13 protein-coding genes and 1 pseudogene are annotated in these 20,281 nt (G+C 72.2%); 6 read left to right on the top strand and 8 right to left on the bottom strand.

Annotated elements, in window-relative coordinates:
• The first annotated feature begins 50 nt into the window (after positions 1 to 50).
• Both IE332_RS29315 and IE332_RS29320 read left to right on the top strand, forming a co-directional pair.
• Complete coding sequence (locus IE332_RS29315; protein ID WP_189922176.1) at positions 51 to 2,996, top strand: type 2 lanthipeptide synthetase LanM family protein; 2,946 nt, start codon at positions 51 to 53, stop codon at positions 2,994 to 2,996.
• Positions 2,950 to 3,123, top strand: coding sequence for a hypothetical protein (locus IE332_RS29320; RefSeq protein WP_189922179.1), 174 nt, complete (start codon positions 2,950 to 2,952; stop codon positions 3,121 to 3,123). The genes IE332_RS29315 and IE332_RS29320 overlap by 47 nt, the downstream gene beginning before the upstream one ends.
• A 102-nt stretch (positions 3,124 to 3,225) precedes the next feature.
• Here the strand turns inward: IE332_RS29320 and IE332_RS29325 are convergent, their stop codons facing one another.
• The 6 genes and pseudogenes from IE332_RS29325 to IE332_RS29345 form a co-directional block, all read right to left on the bottom strand.
• Positions 3,226 to 5,361 carry a SpoIIE family protein phosphatase gene (locus tag IE332_RS29325; protein WP_189922181.1) on the bottom strand — a complete coding sequence of 712 codons (2,136 nt, stop codon included), beginning with the start codon at positions 5,359 to 5,361 and terminating at the stop codon, positions 3,226 to 3,228.
• A 492-nt stretch (positions 5,362 to 5,853) separates the two neighbouring features.
• Positions 5,854 to 5,952 (bottom strand): annotated as a pseudogene (locus IE332_RS42575) (IS5/IS1182 family transposase); the annotation flags it as partial.
• Between the two features lie 20 nt (positions 5,953 to 5,972).
• Complete coding sequence (locus IE332_RS29330; RefSeq protein ID WP_189922183.1) at positions 5,973 to 7,520, bottom strand: MFS transporter; 1,548 nt, start codon at positions 7,518 to 7,520, stop codon at positions 5,973 to 5,975.
• 180 nt (positions 7,521 to 7,700) lie between these two features.
• Positions 7,701 to 8,423 carry an LmeA family phospholipid-binding protein gene (locus IE332_RS29335; RefSeq protein WP_189922185.1) on the bottom strand — a complete coding sequence of 241 codons (723 nt, stop codon included), beginning with the start codon at positions 8,421 to 8,423 and terminating at the stop codon, positions 7,701 to 7,703.
• A gap of 112 nt (positions 8,424 to 8,535) precedes the next feature.
• Positions 8,536 to 10,155, bottom strand: a complete 1,620-nt coding sequence (locus tag IE332_RS29340) for an MFS transporter (RefSeq protein ID WP_189922188.1) — start codon at positions 10,153 to 10,155, stop codon at positions 8,536 to 8,538.
• 137 nt (positions 10,156 to 10,292) lie between these two features.
• Positions 10,293 to 10,940 (bottom strand): TetR/AcrR family transcriptional regulator, encoded by a 648-nt coding sequence (locus IE332_RS29345; RefSeq protein WP_189922190.1) that lies wholly within the window; start codon positions 10,938 to 10,940, stop codon positions 10,293 to 10,295.
• Between the two features lie 142 nt (positions 10,941 to 11,082).
• Between IE332_RS29345 and IE332_RS29350 the strand changes: the two genes are divergently transcribed.
• The 4 genes from IE332_RS29350 to mhpA are packed head-to-tail and all read left to right on the top strand — an operon-like array spanning position 11,083 to position 16,638.
• Positions 11,083 to 12,228, top strand: coding sequence for a VOC family protein (locus IE332_RS29350; RefSeq protein WP_189922192.1), 1,146 nt, complete (start codon positions 11,083 to 11,085; stop codon positions 12,226 to 12,228).
• Entirely contained in the window at positions 12,225 to 13,166 is a 942-nt protein-coding gene (locus IE332_RS29355; RefSeq protein WP_189922194.1) for a fumarylacetoacetate hydrolase family protein, read from the top strand. Before IE332_RS29350 ends, IE332_RS29355 begins: the two co-directional genes overlap by 4 nt.
• Complete coding sequence (locus IE332_RS29360; protein ID WP_189922196.1) at positions 13,163 to 15,058, top strand: acyl-CoA synthetase; 1,896 nt, start codon at positions 13,163 to 13,165, stop codon at positions 15,056 to 15,058. The genes IE332_RS29355 and IE332_RS29360 overlap by 4 nt, the downstream gene beginning before the upstream one ends.
• On the top strand, positions 15,055 to 16,638 hold the full coding sequence (gene mhpA, locus IE332_RS29365) for a bifunctional 3-(3-hydroxy-phenyl)propionate/3-hydroxycinnamic acid hydroxylase MhpA (protein ID WP_189922198.1): 1,584 nt from the start codon (positions 15,055 to 15,057) through the stop codon (positions 16,636 to 16,638). Before IE332_RS29360 ends, mhpA begins: the two co-directional genes overlap by 4 nt.
• 202 nt (positions 16,639 to 16,840) lie before the next feature.
• On the opposite strand, the gene IE332_RS29370 is transcribed toward mhpA, so the two are convergent.
• Both IE332_RS29370 and IE332_RS29375 read right to left on the bottom strand, forming a co-directional pair.
• Positions 16,841 to 18,217: a glycoside hydrolase family 43 protein gene (locus tag IE332_RS29370; protein WP_189922200.1), complete on the bottom strand. Its 1,377-nt coding sequence runs from the start codon at positions 18,215 to 18,217 to the stop codon at positions 16,841 to 16,843.
• 253 nt (positions 18,218 to 18,470) lie between these two features.
• Entirely contained in the window at positions 18,471 to 19,898 is a 1,428-nt protein-coding gene (locus tag IE332_RS29375) for a glycoside hydrolase family 43 protein (RefSeq protein ID WP_189922202.1), read from the bottom strand.
• Positions 19,899 to 20,281: the final 383 nt, after the last annotated feature.

A 20,281-nucleotide genomic window follows, 5' to 3' on the forward strand; every position in this document is an offset into this window, starting at 1 on the left:
CACCCCCCTGTCGAAAGTGGGTGATGGTGTGCCAGAGTCGTGGAGTGACGGTGAAGGCGACTCGGTCGGTTCCGCTGCCCGCGGCGTGCGGCGCCTGGTGGCTGCCCGCACTGTCCCCGGCCGAGCGCGATGCCCTGCCGCCCGGACGAACGCCACGCTGGGCCGAGTCGGTGGAGCAGACGCTGCGCCGCGCCGAGTCGGCGCCCGGCGGGCGGATCCGCTCGCTCCCCGGGACGGGCCCCGAGGGCCGACTGCTGCATCCGCTGCGGCCGTTCCTGCTGACCGCCTCCCGCCAGTTCGCGGCGGCGAACCCTGCCGCAGCGGACCGGCGGGTGGTGTGGGCCGGTGCACGGCGCCACCTGGCCGACGGCCTGGTGCGGCTGGCCGGGCGCACACTGGTGCGGGAGTTGGGACGCGCGCGCCGGGCCGGAACCTTGACCGGGCAGGACGGCCGGGAGCGGTTCGACGCGTTCCTGCGCGAGATCGCCGCCGGGCCGGCCCTGGGTGCGGTGCTGCACCGTCATCCCGTGCTGGCCCGGCTGCTGGCCGAACGGTGCATGCGTACCGTCGCCGCGGCCACCGAACTGCTGGAGCGGCTCCACGCGGACCGGGAGCAGCTCGCCGCCGCCCTGCTCGACGGCGAGCCCGGTCGTCTGACCCGGGTCCGCTTCGGACTGGGGGACCCGCACGCGGCGGGCCGGTCCGTCGCCGTGCTGGAGTTCGACGGCGGGCGGCACCTGGTGTACAAGCCGCGCCCGCTCGGTCTGCACGCCCGGTGGAACGAACTGCTCGCCTGGTTCGGCGAACGCCGGCCCCGACTGGCGGCGCGAGCCGTTCGGTTGCTGCCGCGGGCGGGGTACGGCTGGGCCGAGTACGTCGAGCCGCGCCCGTGCCGGGCCCACGCCGACGTCGGGCGGTTCTACGAGCGGCTCGGCGCCCAACTCGCGCTGCTGCACGCGGTGAACGCGGTCGACATCCATGCCGAGAACCTCATCGCCGCGCGCGACCAGCCGGTCGTGGTGGACGTGGAGACGTTGTTCCACCCGTGCTGGGTGCCCGTCACCGACGGCGGCGCCGATCCGGCCGCCCGGGAGCTCGCCGCGTCCGTGCAGCGGACCATGGTGCTGCCGAACCGGCGCTTCGGCGAGGGCGGTTCACTCGACCTCTCGGCACTCGGTGGCCAGGCCGGCCAGTGGACGCCGGACCCGGTGCCCGGGTGGGCGGACGCGGGCACCGACCTGATGCGGCTGGTCCGCCGCCCGGCCCGCTGGCCCGGTGCCGACAACCGCCCGATGCTGGCCGGGAGACCCGCCGATCCGGCCGACCAGCTCGACCGGCTGCTGTGCGGATTCCGCGCCGGCTACCGGGCGATTGCCGCAAACTCCCATGAACTACTCGGTGAGCAGGGGCTGTTGTCCCGCTTCGCGGATGAGACGATGCGCCTGGTCGCGCGGCCCAGCCAGAGCTATGCGACGCTGCTCGCCGAGGCGACCGAACCGGAGCTGCTGCGCGACCACTCCGGTCGGGAGCGGGCCTTCGCCGCACTGGACGACGAGACCGGCCACCCGCACCTGCACGTGCTGGCACCCCACGAACTCACCGACCTGCTCGCCGGCGAGATCCCGTACTTCACCGTGACCCCCGCTGCCCGCACCCCGCAGACCTGGGACGGTCGTGAACTCCCTTTCCGGCTCGACGAATCCGGGACAGCGGCCGCCGCGAGGACGATCCGGGGGATGTCGGAGGGCGACCTCGACCGGCAGGCATGGCTGATCCGCGCCTCCCTGGCCGCCGGACGACGGTCTCCGGGCCGCTGTGCTCCTGGGCGCCGTGCTCCTGGGCGCCCCGCTGCCGAATTCAAGGACGCCCACGACGATGACCTCGGTGCCCGGGCGCTGGAGCTCGCCCGGGGGATCGGGGAGGACCTGCTCGCCCGGGCCTGCCGGGGCGAGGGCCGGGTGAACTGGCTCGGGCTGCAGGAGACCGGGCCAGGACAGTGGGCGGTGCTGCCGATGGGCATGGCGCTCGGCGACGGCTACACCGGCCCGGCGCTGTTCCTCGCCGAGCTGGGCCGACTCACCGGGGCGGTCCGCTATCAGGAGGCCGCCGACCAGGCCGTCCGCGCCCTGCCCCAGCTCCTGAGGCTCCTGGCGGAGCACCCCGAACTCGCGCGTGCCGTGGGGCCGGGCGGTTTCTCCGGGCTGGGCGGCATCAGTTACGTCACCGCCCGGCTCGCCGCCCTGCTGGACTCCCCGGAGCTGAGCGCCGCCCTGCCCGCCGGCCTCGCCGCACTGCACACGGCCGCCGTCGATCCGGCGGCCCCCATGGACATCGCCGACGGCCTGGCCGGTGCCCTGCTCGCGGCCGAGGCCGTGCACGCTCAGACGCGGCTGCCGGAAGCCGCCGAACTCGCCCACACCGTCCGGACCTTGGCGGGCCGTCGGCCCCGTCCTGAGCGGCCCGGCTTCCTCCACGGCCACGAGGGCGTCGCGTGGGCCCTGCGGGAGCGAGCGGCGGTGGACCGGGCGGACTCCGACGGCCCCGGCCGGTGCCCGGACCGGGTCGGCCGGGCGCCGCGCGCCCGCGAGGCGGACCAGCGCCTCGCCCTGTTCGCCGACCGCGGGCCGATGCCGGACCACTCGCTCCGCCACGGCGAACTCGGCCTGCTGGAACCGCTGGTGGAGCCGGCGTCGACCGATGCCGGCCGGCGCCGTACGGCCGCTCGACTGGTGCGGTCCGTCGAACAGCAGGGCGCCCGTTGCGGGACCCCCGGTGAGGTGCCCACACCCGGCCTGCTGACCGGACTGGCCGGCATCGGCTACGGCCTGCTGCGGCTCGGCTTCGGCCCCAGGATCCCCTCGGTGCTGCTGCTGCGACCAGCAGCGGCACCGGGGCCCGTCGAACGAGAAGGAGGGCATCACCATGATGGACGGCGGACTGCTCGAAAGAGTGGACAACGAGCCGCAGGAGACCGACGAGCGTCGTACGGCGGCTGACCACGCGGCCCGCCGGGCCCGGCTGCGGGTGGCGATCCTCGCCGGCCTGACCGTCGGCTCGGCCGGCGTGGTCGTCCTGGACCAGGGGGAGCCGATCACCACCACCGTGTCGAGTTACACCATCTGAGACGGCGTCACCGTCCGGGACAGGTGGTGGGGCCGCCCTCGGGCGGCCCCACCACCGAGCAGGCCGGCCGGCCTCCGACGTGTCCGGGCCGCCGTCGGGTGGTCAGCCCGCCAGCGGGAATTCGCACCAGACGTTCTTGCCGCTGCCGAGCGGCTCGACGCCCCAGCTCCCGGTGAGGGCGTCCACCAGCAGGAGACCGCGGCCGGAGGTGGCGGTCTCGCCAGGGGTCCGACGGCGCGGCAGGACGCTGGAGCGGTCCCGGATCTCCAGACGGATGCAGGGGGTGCCGCCGGTCCGCAGTTCTATGGTGAGCAGTGCGCCCCCGTCGGTGTGGACGAGGGCGTTGGTGATCAGTTCGTTCGCCGTCAGTTCGACGGCCGGCAGGAGGTCGGTCGCACCCCACGCGGCCAGTGCCTGGCGGAGCATGGCCCTGGTCTCCGTCAACCCTTCCGGATCGGCCTGGTGGACGTGCTGGGTCATCCGCCGGGTGGCGTGGGCGCCGGGTACGGCGGCGCGGTGCAGCAGCAGGAGCGCCATGTCGTCGCTGCTGCCGAGGCGGCTCGGATGGCCGCCGCAGAGGTGGTCGGCGAGCGCCTCGGTGTCCTGTGGGCCGTCGCGCAGGGCGGCGGCGAGGGCTTCGATGCCGTCCGCGATGTCCCGACCGGGGTGTTCGACCATCCCGTCGGTGCACAGGAGCAGGGTGTCCGCGGGGTTGAGGTCGAGACGGGTCTCGGGGTAGCCGTCCTGGCCGAACACCGTGGCCACGCCGAGCGGCAGGCCGCCGCGGACGCTGACCCAGCCGGTGACGCCGGTACCGCGCCGCACGAGTGGTTCGAGGTGGCCGGCCCGCACCAGGCGCAGTGTTCCGGTCTCCAGGTCGGCGTCGACGTAGATGCAGGTCGCGGACCGCTCGGTGTCGAGATCGGCGAGGAATCCGGAGGCGCGGGTCATGACCGTGGCGGGGGTGTGTCCTTCGGTGGCGTAGGCCCGTAGGGCGATCCTCAACTGCCCCATGATGGCGGCCGCGTGGCTGTCGTGCCCCTCCACGTCGCCGACCACGAGACCCACCCGCCGGCCCGGCAGGGGGATGACGTCGTACCAGTCCCCGCCCACCTCGCGTCCGCTGCGGCCGGCCCGGTAGCGGACGGCCACCTCACCGCCGTTGATCTCGGGGATCCGGCGGGGCAGCATGGTGGTCTGGAGCGTGGTCGCGAATTCGCGTTCCTGGTCGAAGAGCATGGCGCGTTGCAGGGACTGCGCGACCGCACTGCTGAGCGCGATGCAGATGTTGCGGTCCTCGGTGCTGAAGTGGTGCCTGTCCCGGTAGAACAGGCCGAGCGCGCCGATGGAGCGGGCCTGGGCGGCCAGGGGCAGGAAGGCCGCCGCCTCGATCCCCATCTCCTCGGTGTAGGGCAGCAGGCGGGGGTAGCGGGTGGTGAGTTCCTCCCTGGTGCCGAGGAATCGCGGGCGTCGGGTGAGCACGGCCTCGGACAGCGGGAGGCCGTCCCCCAGATGGGTCATGGACAGGTCGTCCCGGGCCCTGAGTTCCGCCGACGGCTGCTCGGTCGCGGCGACGAGGCGCATGACGTCGCCGTCCACCAGCCCGAGGGCGAGCCCGTCCGCGCCGAAGCGGCGCAGGCCTTCGCTGTCGGTCAGCACGTCGGTCACGTCGCGGACGGTGACGGCGCGGGCGAGGGCTTCGGTGGTGGCGCGCACGGAGTCGGTCTGGCGGCGCCGGTCGGCGGCGAGCGTACGCATCCCCTCGGCGTGGGCCAGTTCCTCCTCGGCGTTGCGGACGATGCCGACGATGCGGTACGGGCGCAGCTGCGGGTCGCGCAGGATGCGCCCCTGCGTGTGGGCCCAGCGCAGGGTTCCGTCGCGGCAGATCAGGCGGAAGTAGGACGCGAAGGTCAGGTGTCCCTCCCGCAGCGCGAGTGCCACGGCCTCGTCGAGCCGCTCGCTGTCCGTCGGCACCACCCTCGCGGAGAGTGACGCGGGATCTCCGTCGAACTCGTCGGCCCGCAGGTCGAACACTTCCAGGCCCGTGTCGTCCAGATGGTAGGTGCCCTTGTCGAGGTCCCAGTCGAAGCTGCCCATGCCGTTGAGCGCCAGCCGGTCGTTGGCCGCGGTCGGCTCGGTGTCGTTCCGGGGGGCCGATGACGGCGCGGGGGTGCCGACGGACACGCGGCCGGTGATCTCGGGGTCGTGGCCGCCCGGAGACCTGGACGTGTTCGCCATGGCAGGGCTCCCGTCCGATCGATGGCCCGCTGCCGGATCATCCGCGACCCGTTCCCGCCGCTGCGGTCACGCGGTGGAGTGGTGTACGCGCGCGACCACGGGGCGCGGCGGGAGCTCTGTCGCCCGCGCCGGGTCCGTTCCTGGAACGCCTGGTCAGTCTATCCACGGGGCGAAGGCTCGGCATGGACGCGTGAGCCGTGGGGCGGGCCTCCACGACCGCCGTGGCGGGCCGGGCCTTCCCGGCTCCCGGGCCGCCAGGGGCCACCGCCGGTTGCTGATCGGCCTTAAGGCCCGCCTCTCGTCTTTGCAAGTGCACGCTGACGTCAGTCCACGGGCGCACGACACATCGGTGCGAGAAGCGAAGCCTTGGCAGCCAACTGCCGGAGCACAGCGCTTGGGCCAAGTGCTCGGCGCGGCGCCCCAGGGCCTCCGTCATCGGACTTCGGGTTCGGTCAGCGGTGGACGCGGATCGGCAGGCAATGCTCCGGCAGGCTTCGCCCAGCTGCTGTCCGCCTCCAACCGCTCGGCGAGGGTCTGCCACGGTCCGTGTCGTTCAGGGAGATCGTGCCACGGAGCCCCGGTCTGCAGCTGACTGTCGCGAGGGCGGCAACTCAGGCATCGGCGTCGGGGGCTTGGCGCGGCGCGCGGAAGAGGCACCCGGTGGCGGCGGCGAGCACGATGACGGCGACGACGACGAGGGAGGCCGACAGGCCGCTGATGAAGGCGTCCTTGACGGCCTGCGCCAGGGCGGGGCCCTGTGCGCCGGCGTGTTGGGCCACCTGCAGGCCGGCGGCCGCGGAGTCGCGGACGGAGTCGGCGGCGTGGGGCGGGAGCTGGTCGATGCTCGCGGGGAGGGCGTCGCGGTAGTGGCTGCCGTAGACGGAGCCCATGAGGGCGATGCCGATGGCGGAGCCGACTTCGCGGGTGGTGTCGTTCATCGCGGAGGCCACGCCCTGCTGGCCGCGGCCGAGGGACCCGGTGATGGCGGCGGTTCCGGCGGCGCCGGTCAGTCCGATGCCGAGGCCGCACAGGACCAGCCCGCCGAGGAAGGGCAGGTACCCGGAGTCGGCGTGGATGCGGGAGATCGTGAACAGGCCGCCGCTGAGCAGGGTCAGGCCCGCGACCATGACGGCTTTCATGCCCAGGCGGGCGACGAGGTGGGGGGTGATGTGGGAGGTGGGCAGGACGACGACGGCGACGGGGACGAGGGCGACGGCGGCCTTCAGGGGGCTGTAGCCGAGGATGAGCTGGAGGTACTGCAGGCCGACGAAGAAGAACCCGAAGACGGCCATGAACTGCACCAGCACGGTGACGGCCCCGGCACGGAAGCCCGGGATGCCGAACAGGTGCGGGTCGAGGAGCGGTTGGTCGTTGCGCAGCCCGAAGAAGGCGTAGGCGGCGAAGCCGACGACGGTGACGGCCAGGGTTGCGAGGACGACGGGTTCGCTCCAGCCCTGCTCGTTGCCCTCGACGATGGCGAAGACCAGGCAGCCGATGGCGACAGCCGTGCAGGTGGCACCGATGACGTCGGGCCGGTGGGGGTGGGGGTCCTTGGTGTTGGGGGCCAGTGCCGCCGCGGCAGCCCCCGCGACCAGGGCGGTGACGGCGCTGGCGACGAAGATCGAGCGCCAGGAGAACTGCTCCAGCTGGGCGCCCGCGGCGAGCATGCCGATGATGGCGCCGGCCGCGGCGAAGCCCGACCACACCGCGACGCCCTTGGCCCGCTGCTCGGGCGGGAAGGCCGCGGTGATCGTGGACAGGGTGCCGGGCATGATCATGGCCGCGCCGATGCCCATGACGATCCGCCACACGATCAGGTGGGCGGTGGTGTCGGAGAAGGACGCCGCGAGGGAGGCGGCGCCGAAGACGACGGTGCCGGCGACCAGGACGTGGCGGCGGCCGATGCGGTCTCCGATCGCGCCGAGGGGCAGGACAAGTGCGGCAAGCGCGACGGTGTAGGCGTCGGCGATCCAGGTGAGCGAGGCGTTGGTGGCCGACAGGTCCACGGCGAGGTCGGGCAGGGCCAGGTTGAGGGCCGAGACCGACGCGACCACCAGGACGAGCGCCAGGCACATGGAGAACAGGACGCCGCGGTGGCCGGCCCGGCCTGCGGCGGCCTCCTCGGATGCCTGAGCGGGGGTACGGGGAGTTGTGGTCATGTCGGGTCACGTCCCTTGGAAGGGTGGCCGGTCGGTGAGGCGGCGAGCCTCGATTTCCGATGAGAGCATCAACTTCGATGGAGGCATGCAGGGTGGGGCGTGTCCTGGTGGACTGTCACCGTTTCGGGGGTCGCGGAACGCGTGGGGCTCGGGCCTGGGGGCCGTGATGGCCTCGCAGCGTTATGCGCCGACGGCGGGTGCGCCCGTGCGGAAGGTGACGTCGTCGCCGGCGAGCCGGGCTTCCAGGCCGCCGGCGCTCGTCCGGAGGGCGTCGAGGTGAAGGCCCTGGGGGATGTCGTGCAGGGGAATCGGCTGGTCGAAGATCTTCGCGAGCAGCTGCGTCCCGGGGCCGGGCAGGTTGCCGGACACCGGATGGAGGTCGGTGAAGACGATGGTGTTGCCGGTGCCCGCGGAGACCTTGGCGGTGAGGGTGGCGGCCCCGACCAGGGGCAGGAGGACCTGCGCGTCGACGTAGCCGGGCCGGTCGCCGGCGGTGATGCCGAGGCCGAGGGCGCTGGAGAGGTCGTCGTAGGACAGGAAGGCGCTGGCCTCGGCGGAGTCGGCACGGGCCGCCCGCTCGTCGCCCGACTGCCGCACCCCGGTGAGGTCGAGGTCGAGGCGGGTGACGGGCAGGCGGCCGTCGTGGGCGGGTATGCCGTGGGCAGTGATGCCGACGTGGTCCAGGCGTCCGGCGACGACCTGGCTCAGGACGGGGAAACCGTCGATGGTGACCCGGGGCGCCCGGGAGGTGCCGGTGGCCTGCTGGAAGGCGTCGGCAGTGCGGTGCTGGACGTACTGGGCGACTGCGCGGTCGGCCCCGGTCGTACCGAGCGCGAGGGCCGCGAGGGCCGCGGTGGCGGCAAGGGCAGGGTGGCGGCGCGCTGCGAGAGGCAAGAGGGGCACGGGGGCTCCTTGTGGACAGGCGGGTGAGGTGCGCCCGCGTGGTGTTGCCGAAGCCGGGCTGGGCTGGGCTGGTGCAGGACCTCGAGGGCGGACGCGCGGCGGGTGAGGGCGATCACGTACTCGGTGTCGCCGCCGTCTGCTTGGCCGCAGCTTCGCGATCGGGCTCGGGGTCGGTGGACCAGTGGGGCTCCGGGGTTGCGGTCCGGGCCTTGCCGCCGGGGCGCGGTGCGATCGCGGCGCAGGCGATGGCGGCGACCGCCAGAATCGCTGCGATGACTTCCATCGCGGAGGTGAAGCCGGACATGAAGGCGTCGCGGACCGCGGTGGCCAGCGCGGACCCCTGGGCGCCGAGGTGGGCCGCGACTTCGAGTCCGCCGGCGGCGGAGTGGTGCACGGTCTCGGCGGCCTGGGCGGGCAGGCGGGACAGGTCGTCGGGCAGTGCGGAGCGGTAGTGGCTGGAGAACACCGAGCCCATCAGTGCGATGCCGATCGCGGAGCCGACCTCGCGGGCGGTGTCGTTCATGGCCGAGGCCACCCCCTGGCTGTCGGGGCCGAGGGAGTCGACGATGGAGCTGGTGCCGGTGGCGCTGGTCAGGCCGATACCGGCCCCGGCGAGGATCAGGGCGCCGAGGAAGGGCAGGTAGCCGCTGTCGGCGTGCAGGCGGGTCAGCCAGAACATGCCGCCTGCCAGGCACAGCAGGCCTGCGGGCATGACCGCCTTGACGCCCAGGCGCTGGGCCAGGCGCGGTGTGACCACTGAGGTGGGCAGGACGACGGCCGCGACCGGGACCAGTGCGACTGCGCTGCGCAGCGGGCTGTAGCCGAGGATCAGCTGGAGGAACTGCAGGCCGACGAAGAAGAACCCGAAGACGGCCATGAACTGCACCAGGATCGCCAGCGTGCCCGCGCCGAAGCCGCGCAGTTTGAAGAGGCGCGGGTCCAGCAGCGGGTGTCGGCTGCGCAGGCCCAGCACCACGTAGGCGGCCAGCGCCACCGCGGCGACCGCGAACGCGGCGGGGACCTCCGGGCGGGTCCAGCCCCGGTCGTTGCCCTCGATGATCCCGTAGACCAGCGCCCCCACCGCCAGTGCGGTGGTGGCCGACCCGGGGAAGTCGAAGCGCTCCCGCACCGAGCTGCGGGTCTCCGGGGCCAGCAGCAGCGCGGCGAGCGCGCACGCCATGGCGGTGGCCCCACTGGTCCAGAAGATCGACTTCCAGGAGAACTGCTCCAGCAGGCCGCCGGCGACGAGCATGCCGATGATGGCCCCGGCCGCGGCGAAGCCGGACCAGATCGCGACCCCGCGGTCCTTCCTGTCCGCGGGGAGGACCGCGGTGATCGTCGACAGCGTCCCCGGCATGATCATGGCCGCGCCGACGCCCATCACCACCCGGCACACGATCAGGTGCGAGGTGGAGGAGGAGCAGGCCGCGAGGGCCGCGGCGGCGCCGAAGACGACGTTCCCGGCGATCAGGACCTTGCGGCGCCCGATCCGGTCACCGAGCGCACCCAGCGGCAGGACCAGCGCGGCCAGGGCCACGGTGTAGCCGTCGGCGATCCAGGTGAGCGCCGAGTTGGTGGCGCCCAGTTCCACGGCGAGGCTCGGCAGCGCGAGGTTCAGCGCGGAGACCGAGGCCACGACCAGGACGAGGGAGAGGCACATGGCGAAGAGCACGCCGCTCTGGCCGCCACGACCCGTTCGGACAGGGGAGTTGCTGAACGCGGGCGTTTTCATGCCCTCATCGTAACTGATGGCTTCATCAGTTACGACCAAAGAATCAGGTGCGCTCACAGGGCTGGGGAGTACGGCAGGCCCCCGCGCCGTGGAACGGTGCGGGGGCCTGGAGTGGAGTTCTGGCCGGCAGGCCGGGGTCAGGGGAGGTCGGGCAGGGGGCCGGTGGCGATCTCGCACGCCTCCTCGGCGGGGAGCCCTAGCATGCGCAGGATCATCTCGGCCGTCTGCTCGCCGGCGGCTGCGCCGAGGTCGCGCGCCGAGTTGAGCTGGAGCAGGCCGATCAGCGCGCCGCCGACCGCAGACAGGGCCACGAGCGGGTCGTCGAAGGTGAAGCGCCCGGACGCCTTGCCGACCTCCAGGTCGCGCAGGGCACGCGGCCCGAGCCCGGTGGCGGCGTTGATGTGCGGCAGGCCCCGCAGGCGCAGGATCTGGGTGATCTCGGGATGCGAGGCGGCCAGCCGCAGCGTGAGGCGGACGCTGGTGGCGAAGACCGCGGCCGGGTCGTCGATGCCTTCGGTGACGCTGTCGAGCAGCTGGCCGTACTCCTCCAGGGCGTCGCCGACGGCGGCGTCGAAGAGCTCGTTCTTGGTCTCGAAGTGGTTGTAGAACGTGCCGAAACCCACGTCGGCGCGTTCGGCGATCTCCTGGATGCTGGCCGAGGTCTCGCCCGTCTCGGCCAGGATCTGCCGCGCGGCGGCGATCAGCGCCTGGCGAGTGCGCGCACGGCGGCGCTCGAAGCGATTCGCACTGGCGGGGCCGTCGGTGGTGTCGAGCTGGTTCGGCATACCGCCAGTCTAGGCGCATTCAGATCTGATGACTCCATCACTCTGGGCCTTGACGATTGCTCTGCCAAGACTGATGCTTCTATCAATTCAGAGCTTCTCATCAGAAGCGTGTCCGTTCGAGCCACCCTGACGGAGCCACCACATGGCGAAGGACCGCGCCCGTCCACCCGGGCCCAGCACCGCCCACCAAGACCTGCACAGCGAGCACGGGCCGCTGCGCGGGGAGCACCCCGGCCGTGCCCGGCAGCCCGTGATCAAGGTGGCGGACCTGGCCTGGCTGGAGTTCGAGAAGCCCGACCTGTCCCGCGCCGAGGTGTTCGCCCGCGACTTCGGCTTCGCCGTCGCCGCGCGCACCGCCCAGGCCCTGTACCTGCGCGGCACGCTGCCCGGTTCGGCGTGCGTGGTGCTGCGCCGCGGCCGCACCTCGCGGTTCCTCGGGCCGGCGTTCCGGGCCGCCGAGCGCGCGGACCTGGACCACCTGGCCCGGGCCACCGGCCGTCCGGTCCGCGACCTCACCGAGTTCGGCGGCGGGCAGGTCGTGGACCTGACCGACCCGTCCGGCTTCCCGGTCCGCGTCGTCCACGGCACCGAGCAGCTCCCGGCCCTGCCCGAACAGCCCCCGCTCCTGCTCAACTTCGGTGGCAGCCGGGCCCGGACCAACGCCACCCAGCGCCCGCCGCGCGAACCCGCCCGCATCCAGCGGCTCGGCCACGTGGTCCTGGAGACACCGAGGTTCACCCAGGCCCTGGACTGGTACCTGGAAACCCTTGGCCTGATCGTCAGCGACTTCCTGTTCCTGGACGGGCGGCGCGACCGCGGGCCGACAATGGCGTTCATCCGCTGCGACCGGGGCAGCACCCCGGTCGACCACCACACCCTCGCGATGCACCTGGGCCCGCGCACCGGCTACGTCCACTCCGCCTACCAGGTCACCGACCTCGACGCGATCGCCGCCGGCGGTCAGTACCTCGCCGAGCGCGGCTACAAGCGCAGCTGGGGCATCGGCCGGCACATCCAGGGCAGCCAGCTCTTCGACTACTGGCGCGACCCGGACCGGCTGATGGTCGAGCACTTCGCCGACGGCGACCTGTTCTCCTGCGACCTGGAACCCGGCTGGGCCCCGATGTCCGCGAGCGGCCTGGCCCAGTGGGGCCCGCCCGCCACCCGTGACTTCCTCGGCGCCAACCCCACCCCCGCCCTGATCCGCGAGGTGATGCGCGCCCTGCGCGCCGACAACGAGATCGACCCCGGCCGTCTGCTGGGCCTGATGAAAGCGATGAACCGATGAGCGTCAACGTCCTGCGCACCACCGACGGCTGGTACGCCGTCCGCGAGCAGCGCGCCGTCCGGGTGCAGACCACTGCCGCCACCACCGCCGAGCTGCTGGCCGACCGGGACGCCGTCACCGCCGCCGCGCACAGCACCACCCCCGGCGTGCCGGTCGCCGACCTCGCGGTGCTCTCCCCCATCACCCCAGGGCGCCGGGTCGTCGCCCAGATGACGAACTTCGCGTCGCACGCGGCCGACGCGGGACTCGACCCGAAGAACGTCCCGCTCACCTTCTTCCGCAAGGCGTCCGGGTCGATCAGCGGCCCGTACGAGGACATCGTCAAGCCCGCCCACGTCCGGCTGCTCGACTACGAGGTGGAGATCGGCCTCGTCATCGGCGCACCGCTGCCGGTCGGCACCGAGGTCTCCGCCGCGAACCTCGCCGACCACGTCGCAGCCCTCGTGGTCACCAACGACGTCTCCGCCCGGGACCTGCAGCTGCCCAAGACCCAGTTCTACGAGGCCAAGTCCTACCCCACCTTCACCCCCACCGGACCGGCGCTGGTGCTGCTGGAGGAGGGCGACCTCGACCGTTTCGCGCAGCTGCGGCTGCGCCTGTGGGTCAACGGCGAGCTGCGGCAGGACATGCCCGCCTCCGACATGATCTACCGGCCGCTCGAAGCCCTCCGGGCGCTCAGCGGCTTCCAGCGGCTCGACCCCGGCGACCTGCTGCTCACCGGCACCCCGGTCGGCACCGCGCTCAGCGCGCCGCCCAAGCCGGTCGAGGTCCTCGGCTCGCTGCTGCCGGCCGCGACCAAGTGGCGCCTGTTCTTCAAGGCCCAGGCCAAGAACCCCAAGTACCTGCGACCCGGCGACCTGGTGGAGGCCGCCGTAGCCACCGACGACGGCACGCTCGACCTCGGCCGCCAGCGCACGACGGTGAGGTACGCCCGGTGACCGAGGACCTGCTGTGGCCCCGCTACGCCGCCCCCGACGACCTGGCCGCGATCGAGGCCGTCCCGCTCCAGGCGCGCGGTCTGCCCGGTTCGACGTACGACCTGCTCGTACGCGCGGCGAGCAGGTGGCCGGACCGCACCGCGCTCACGGTGCTGCCCGAGGCCGCCCGGTGGCGCGAGCCGGTGCGGCTGACCTTCGCCGACCTGCTGGAACGGGTGCACCGCTACGCCAACCTGCTGCACCGTCTGGGGGTACGGCGCGGCGACGCGGTGGCACTGATGGCGCTCAACTGCGCGGACCTCGTACCGGCCGTGCTGGCCGCGCAGCTCGCCGGGATCGCCGTGCCGCTCAACGGCGCGCTCGCCCCGGCCCACCTGGGCGAGCTGCTGCGGCGTTCCGGCGCCCGGGTCCTGATCACTGCGGGACCGGAGCTGGACCCGCAGGCGTGGGCGAAGGTCCCCGAGCTGACCGGCGCCCTGGACGCGGTCCTGGTGCTGCGCCCCACGGACGCGCAGGCCCCAGCGGCGCCGCTGCCCCGACTCGACGGAGTATTGGTCGGCGAACTGGCGGAGTTGTCCCAGGACCAGGACCCGTCCGGCTTCTCGGGCGACGAGCCCGCGGCGGGCGACCTGGCCGCGTTCTTCCACACCGGCGGCACCACCGGAACCCCGAAGCTCGCCGCCCACACCCACGAGAGCGAGGTCGCCAACGCCTGGATGATCGCCGCCAACTCGCTGCTCGACGGCGACGCGGTGATCTTCGCCGCCCTGCCCCTGTTCCACGTCAACGCCCTCGTGGTCACCCTGCTGGCGCCGCTGTTCAAGGGCCAGCAGGTGGTGTGGGCAGGGCCGCTCGGCTACCGCGAACCCGCCCTGTACGGGGAGTTCTGGTCGATAGTCGAGCACTACGGCATCGCGGCCATGAGCGCCGTGCCGACCGTCTACCAGGTGCTCGCCCAGTGCCCGGTCGGCACGGCGGACATCAGCAGCCTGCGGTACGCCATGGTCGGCGCGTCGCCGCTGCCCGACGCCGTCCGCGCCGCGTTCGAGGCCCGCACCAAGGTGACGCTGGTCGAGGGCTACGGCTTGACCGAGGCCACCTGTGCCAGCGCCCGCAGCTTCCCCGACGCGCCGCGCCCCGGCGCGGTCGGGCAGCGCATGCCCTACCAGCGGCTGAAGGTCGTCCACCCGGAATCGGGGGCGGAGCTGCCCGCCGGGCAGACCGGCCTGCTGGCGATCGCCGGCCCGACCGTGTTCGCCTGCTACGTCACCGGCCGCGACGCCCAGGGCCGTCCGGTCCTCGACGGCCTGGGCAAGCTCGTGGACGGCTGGCTCGACACCGGCGACCTGGCCCGACTCGACGCCGACGGGTTCGTCCACCTGGCCGGCCGTGCCAAGGACCTGATCATCCGCGGCGGCCACAACATCGACCCGGCTGTCATCGAGGACGCGCTGCTCACCCACCCGTACGTCACCGGTGCCGGCGCGGTCGGACGCCCCGACCCGCACGCGGGCGAGGTCCCGGTGGCGTACGTGACCCTCGCACCGGATGCGGAGGTGAGCGAGGACGAGCTCCGCCGGTGGGCCGCCGAGCGCGTCCCGGAACGCGCGGCCGCACCGAAGTCCGTCACCGTCCTCGCCGCGATGCCGGTGACGGACGTCGGCAAGCCCTACAAGCTCGCCCTGCGGGCGGACGCCACCCGGCTGGTTGTCGCAGAGGCCCTGGCCGGTCAAGGCTTCGGCAACGAAGTCGACGCGGCGGTCGAGGACGGGTCCGTCCTGGTCTCCGTCACCCTCGGCGCCGGTGACCGCGAGGCCATCAGAGCGGTCCTCGACCAGTACGCCCTGCGATGGACGTGGTCCCCGGCGACGCCCGGACCGGTGGCGCCATGACCCCCGACATCGTCCCGGTGGTCGTGATCGGCGCCGGTCCCACCGGCCTGACCGCGGCGACCCTGCTGGGCCAGTACGGCATCGAGACCCTCGTGCTGGACCGCTGGGCGTCGGTCTATCCACTGCCGCGGGCGGTCCACCTCGACGACGAGATCTACCGGCTGCTCGCCCGCCTCGGCACCGCCGAGCAGTTCGCCGCCATCTCCCGCCCCGCCCACGGCCTGCGGCTCCTGGACGGCGAGCTGCGGGTGCTGGCCGAGTTCCGGCGCGGCGCCGACCTCGGCCGCCACGGCCACCCCGAGGCCAACATGTTCGACCAGCCTCAACTGGAGGAGCTGCTGCGCGCCAACCTCGAACGGCACCCGACCGTCACCCTGCGCGGCAACACGGAGGTCACCGCGATCGAGCAGTCCGACGGCGGCACGGTGCGTGTACGGTTCACCGACCGGAGCACCGACGAGACCAGCACCGTGACGGCCGGCTACCTGCTCGGCTGCGACGGCGCCAACAGCCTGACCCGCGCGACGATCGGATCCAGCATGCACGACCTGGCCTTCACACAGCGCTGGCTGGTCGTCGACGTCGCCACCGACGCCGACCTGGCCCAGTGGGAGGGCGTGCACCAGGTCTGCGACCCGGTACGTGCAGCCACCTACATGCGCATCGGCGCACGCCGCTACCGCTGGGAGTTCCAGCTCCTACCCGGCGAAACCGCCGACGACTACCGCGACATGACCCGCCTGCAACCCCTCATCCGACCCTGGACCCACAACGTCCCCGCAGACGAACTGGAGATCGTCCGCACGGCCGAGTACACCTTCCGCGCCCAGATCGCCGACCACTGGCGCAAACAGCACGTCTTCCTGCTCGGCGACGCCGCCCACCTCACCCCGCCCTTCATCGGCCAGGGCATGGGCGCCGGCCTGCGCGACGCCGCCAACCTCACCTGGAAACTCGCCGCCGTCCTCGACGGCCGCCTCCCCGAACACGCGCTGGACAGCTACGAGGCCGAACGCAAACCCCACACCCGTTCGATGATCACCCTCGCGAAGCTGATCGGCACCGCCATGACCGCCGGCGGGGACACCGGCAACGCCCTGCGCCGCATCCTCGCACCCCACCTGTACCGGGTACCCGGCCTGAGCAACCGCATCCTCGACAGCCGGACCCCGGCCCTGCACCGGTCCGTCCTGGTGGACCGTAGGCGGCTCGGGCTCGGCCTCGCCGGACATCTGTGCCCCAACGCCCAGCTACCGGACGGCCGACGCTTCGACGACCTGGCCGCCGGCCGCTACGCGCTGGTCACCTCCGCAGCCGCCACCCCCTCCCTGCAAGCCGAGGTCCACGACCGCGGTGCCGTCCTGGTCACCGTCACCCCCGGCACCGCCCTGCACCGCTGGCTCCACCGTGGCCACACCACAGCGGCGCTCGTCCGCCCCGACGGCACCGTCCAGCGCACCGCACGCGACCCGAATGCCCTGTGCGAGTTCCTCCCTTCACCGCCCCCCGCAGAGGTGTCTCGTGATCGATCTTGTGACTGGTCGAGACGAGTTGACGGACGCGGCATGGGAGCCGGCTGAGCCCCTATTGCCGCAGTGGACATCGCGGCTGTCCGTGGCGCGATCACCGCCAAGCGGTTGGCTCTCACCTCTGCACACGTGAAGCGGCTCCACGCCGACCTGCGGGGTGACGCGGCCGAGCTGGTCGCCGCGTAGTCCGGAGAGCTCTACGTAGCGCCCTCCGGCGAGTAACCGGGGGCACTCGCAGCGGGTGCGCGTGGCCTCAGTAGCAGACCGAGAACGTGGCGTCGGCTCGGCCGGTGGTGGTGGAGACCGGGTCGATGCGCAGCTGATAGGCGTAGTGGCGGATGTAGCGGTCGGGGTGGCTGTGGGAGCGGAACGACGACCAGGACGGGTCGGCGAGGCCGGCGGTCCGGTGGAAGGTGGCGTCCTGGGCGAACCTCGTGGTGCCGTCGTCGGCATCCAGCCGTAGCTGGTAGCCGAGGTGCCGCAGGTAGCGGGTCGGCTGCGTGGCGGACTGGAAGGAGACGCCGGAGGGGTCGGCCAGCCCTGGCACCAGCTTCCACTGCGAGTCGGTGTAGGGGTCGAAGGGGTACGGGTCGATGCGGCCGATGCCGTCGGCCTGTCGCCAGTATCTGTCCGGGAAGTTGTAGGACTTCAGCCGGTTCCAGGCCGGCTTTCCCCACGTGGCGACCATGTTGTCGTACACCGTCTGGGGAATCGGCTTGATGTCGGCGTGCTTGGAGTTCAGCGGCTGGGTGTAGACGCGCCGGTCGGTGGCGGTCCACGTGCCGGTGGAGAGGTCGCTGGTCTGCCAGGTGTGGAACAGCGCGTTGGCGTCGCCCCACAGGTACCAGGTGCCGGCGGCCTGGGCGAGGATCGGGCCCTCGATGCCTCCCTGGGGCGCCAGGCCCGAGGTGAACTGGGTGAAGCTGCCGGGAGCGAGGGAGGTGGACTTCGCACCCGTGAGGCTGTTGTGGCCTTTGTAGTACAGGTAGTTGACGCCGTTCACGTCCTTGGCCAGGGTGCCGTCGATGATGTCGTAGCCGGGGTCGAAGAAGACCTGCGGCGACGTCACGGTCTGGAAGTCCGTGGTGTAGTTGACCATGATCACGTTGTGGCCGCTGCTGTTGACGGCCGAGTAGATGATGGCGTACTGGCCGCGGGAGGGGTCCCAGAAGGCGTCGGGCGCCCAGGTGTGGGTGGCCATGTCGTGCAGCTTCAGGAGGCGGTAGTTGTCGAAGGAGCGCAGGTCGGCGGAGTCCCAGACGTGGATGTAGGGGCTCTTCCTGGTCCAGTCGGTGCCCTTCAGGTTGGTCGCCATGACGACGTAGGCGCCGTCCTGCTTGGGCAGGATGACGGGGTCGCGCAGGCCGCCGTCGCCCGCGGTCGGGGTCACGACGGGGTTGTTCTGGTTCAGCGGCATCCATTGCAGCGCGTCGGTGCTGACGGCGAGGTGCAGGCCGTAGTCCGTGCCGAGGTTTCTCGGTGACTGGGTGAAGTAGGCCATGACGTAAGGGGAGGTCGTCGCGGCGCTCGCGGACCGGCTGCCGAGGGTCAGCACGCCGGTGGTGGACAGCGGCACGGCCGCGGCCATGCCGAGGAAGAGCCGGCGCGACGGGAGGGGTGTTGCGCTCATCCGGTGCCTCCGGGGTGTAGGGAAGGTGCGGGCGGATCCGGAACCATGGGCGGCCCGGCCTTGGAGCCGCCCACGGTTTCGGTCCCTCGTCAGCTCCAGGGAGCCGCGGTGAGCCGGTTGGATTCCCGGGCCGCGCTCTCGTGTTGTCCCAAGCCTTGGTGCCGCCATGAGGGCCTTGCGGACGCGGGTAGTTGGAGTTGACGCATCCGTGCCGGCGCCGATCTGGAGGCGCCGGCACTCCTGGTGATGCGGGTCAGCTCGTCACGCGGAAGGTGGCGTCACCGCGTCCCGTCGTGGTGGTGATCGGGTCGAGCTTCAACTCGTAGGCGTAGTGGCGGATGTAGCGGTCAGGGAAGTTGTACGACTGGAACGAGGACCAGGTCGGGTCGGCGAGGCCGGCGACCTGACGGAACGTCGCGTCCTCCGCGAACCTGGTGGTGCCGTCGTTACGGACGAGCTGGAAGTCGTAGTTGGAGTGGCGCAGGAAGTAGCCGGGGAAGTTCACCGACTCGAAGGAGACCGTTCCGGTGCCCGCGAGACCCGGGCGCAGCCGGAACCGGGAGTCGTCCAGCGGGCTGACGTTCGGGTCGATCCGGACGTCGAAGTTGCTCTGGCGGACGTACCGGTCCTGGAAGTTGAAGGACTGGAGCCGCTGGGCGGGGGTGTTGGGCCAGCGGGCGAGCACCCGGCTCTCCTCGGCCGCCGTCAGGGTGGTGATGGCACCGTGGCGCTTGGCGGTGCCGCCCATGTCGTAGGCGGTGGAGGGCTGGAGTCGGTAGGTGCTGACGTCGAACGGGTTGGTCGTCAGGATCGGCCGGTACTCGCGTACGCCCTGCGGGTTGTTGTAGTCGATGTAGAGGGCCCACTCGTTGCGGTCCCTGAACTTCATCCAGACCGGGCCTTCGACCACGTTGCCGGTGAGGCCGATGCTGGAGAGGTTGCCGAGGTTGGTCCACGTCCCCAGGATCGAGTTGCTGCCCTCGACGTTGTTCTGGCCGTCGCCGGAGACCCGCAGGTAACGGTAGGGGCCGGTACCTGCGGGCACCTCGGTCATCTGGGTGTCGACGACCGGCGTGGCGCCGGGCGGGTCGATCCAGATCTGCGGGGTGGTGATGGTGCGGAAGTCCGTGGTGCGGGCGGAGTAGATGCGGTACTTGAAGACGCCGTTCACGGTGGCGTTCGTCGCCCAGTACAGGACGAAGTCGTTGGTCTCGGGGTTCCAGATCGCCTCCGGCGCCCAGGCGTTCTTCCCACCGGGGATCAGTCCGGCGGCGCCGAGCAGCCACGGGTTCGACCACGTCACCAGGTCCGTCGACTCCCACACCACGAAGTTGGGGCTGCCGTTCTGGTAGGTCGAGCCGCAGCGGATGCACAGGTCGGTCGCGATGATCCAGTACCGGCTGCCGTCGGGAGACCGCACCAGTGCGGGGTCGCGCACTCCCTTCGTGCCGATCGTGGAGTCCAGGACCGGTGCCCCGCCGTTGAGGTCGTTCCAGTGCAGGCCGTCCGTGCTGTGCGCGAGGTACAGCATCTGACCGGTCGCGGAATCGCCGGTGAAGTGGACCATCAGGTAGCCGGGATCGGCGGCGGCCGCCCGCTGGGCTGCGGACAGGGCTTGGCCTGTGAAGAGGAGGCAGACGGCGAGCAGCATCACCGACAGCCGGGCGCGAAGCGCGGACATGGACATCTCCTGATCGTTCTGTGCGTGCACCAGGGCGAAGGGAGGAACTGGGGTGGTGGGCGGGCTCGGTCTCGGCGGGGCGGGACACGGTCGGCCCCGCACCACACAGCGGGAACAAGGCCGCCGGCCGACCGTCCCTTCCGAGAGCGACACGTGTCGGCGTGGTGACGGCAGGAGTGCGCAGCCCGGATCGTGAGCGGTCGGGCAACGCCCTTTCCAGGTCGCTCGTGTGAACCGGAAGTGACGCCGCTGTTTCGCTCCGGTGAGATTGTTAGCGTTAACAATTTGGTCGACAAGAGGAAGTACTCGCTGTTACCCAATCTTGATCTGCTTGGCCCTGCTCATCGCCAACGGCGCCGTGACCGTTCTCCTGACGGTCGGTC

Origin of the sequence: Kitasatospora xanthocidica, from assembly GCF_014656195.1 — a bacterium.
In the GTDB taxonomy this organism is placed as follows: Bacteria; Actinomycetota; Actinomycetes; order Streptomycetales; family Streptomycetaceae; genus Kitasatospora; species Kitasatospora xanthocidica.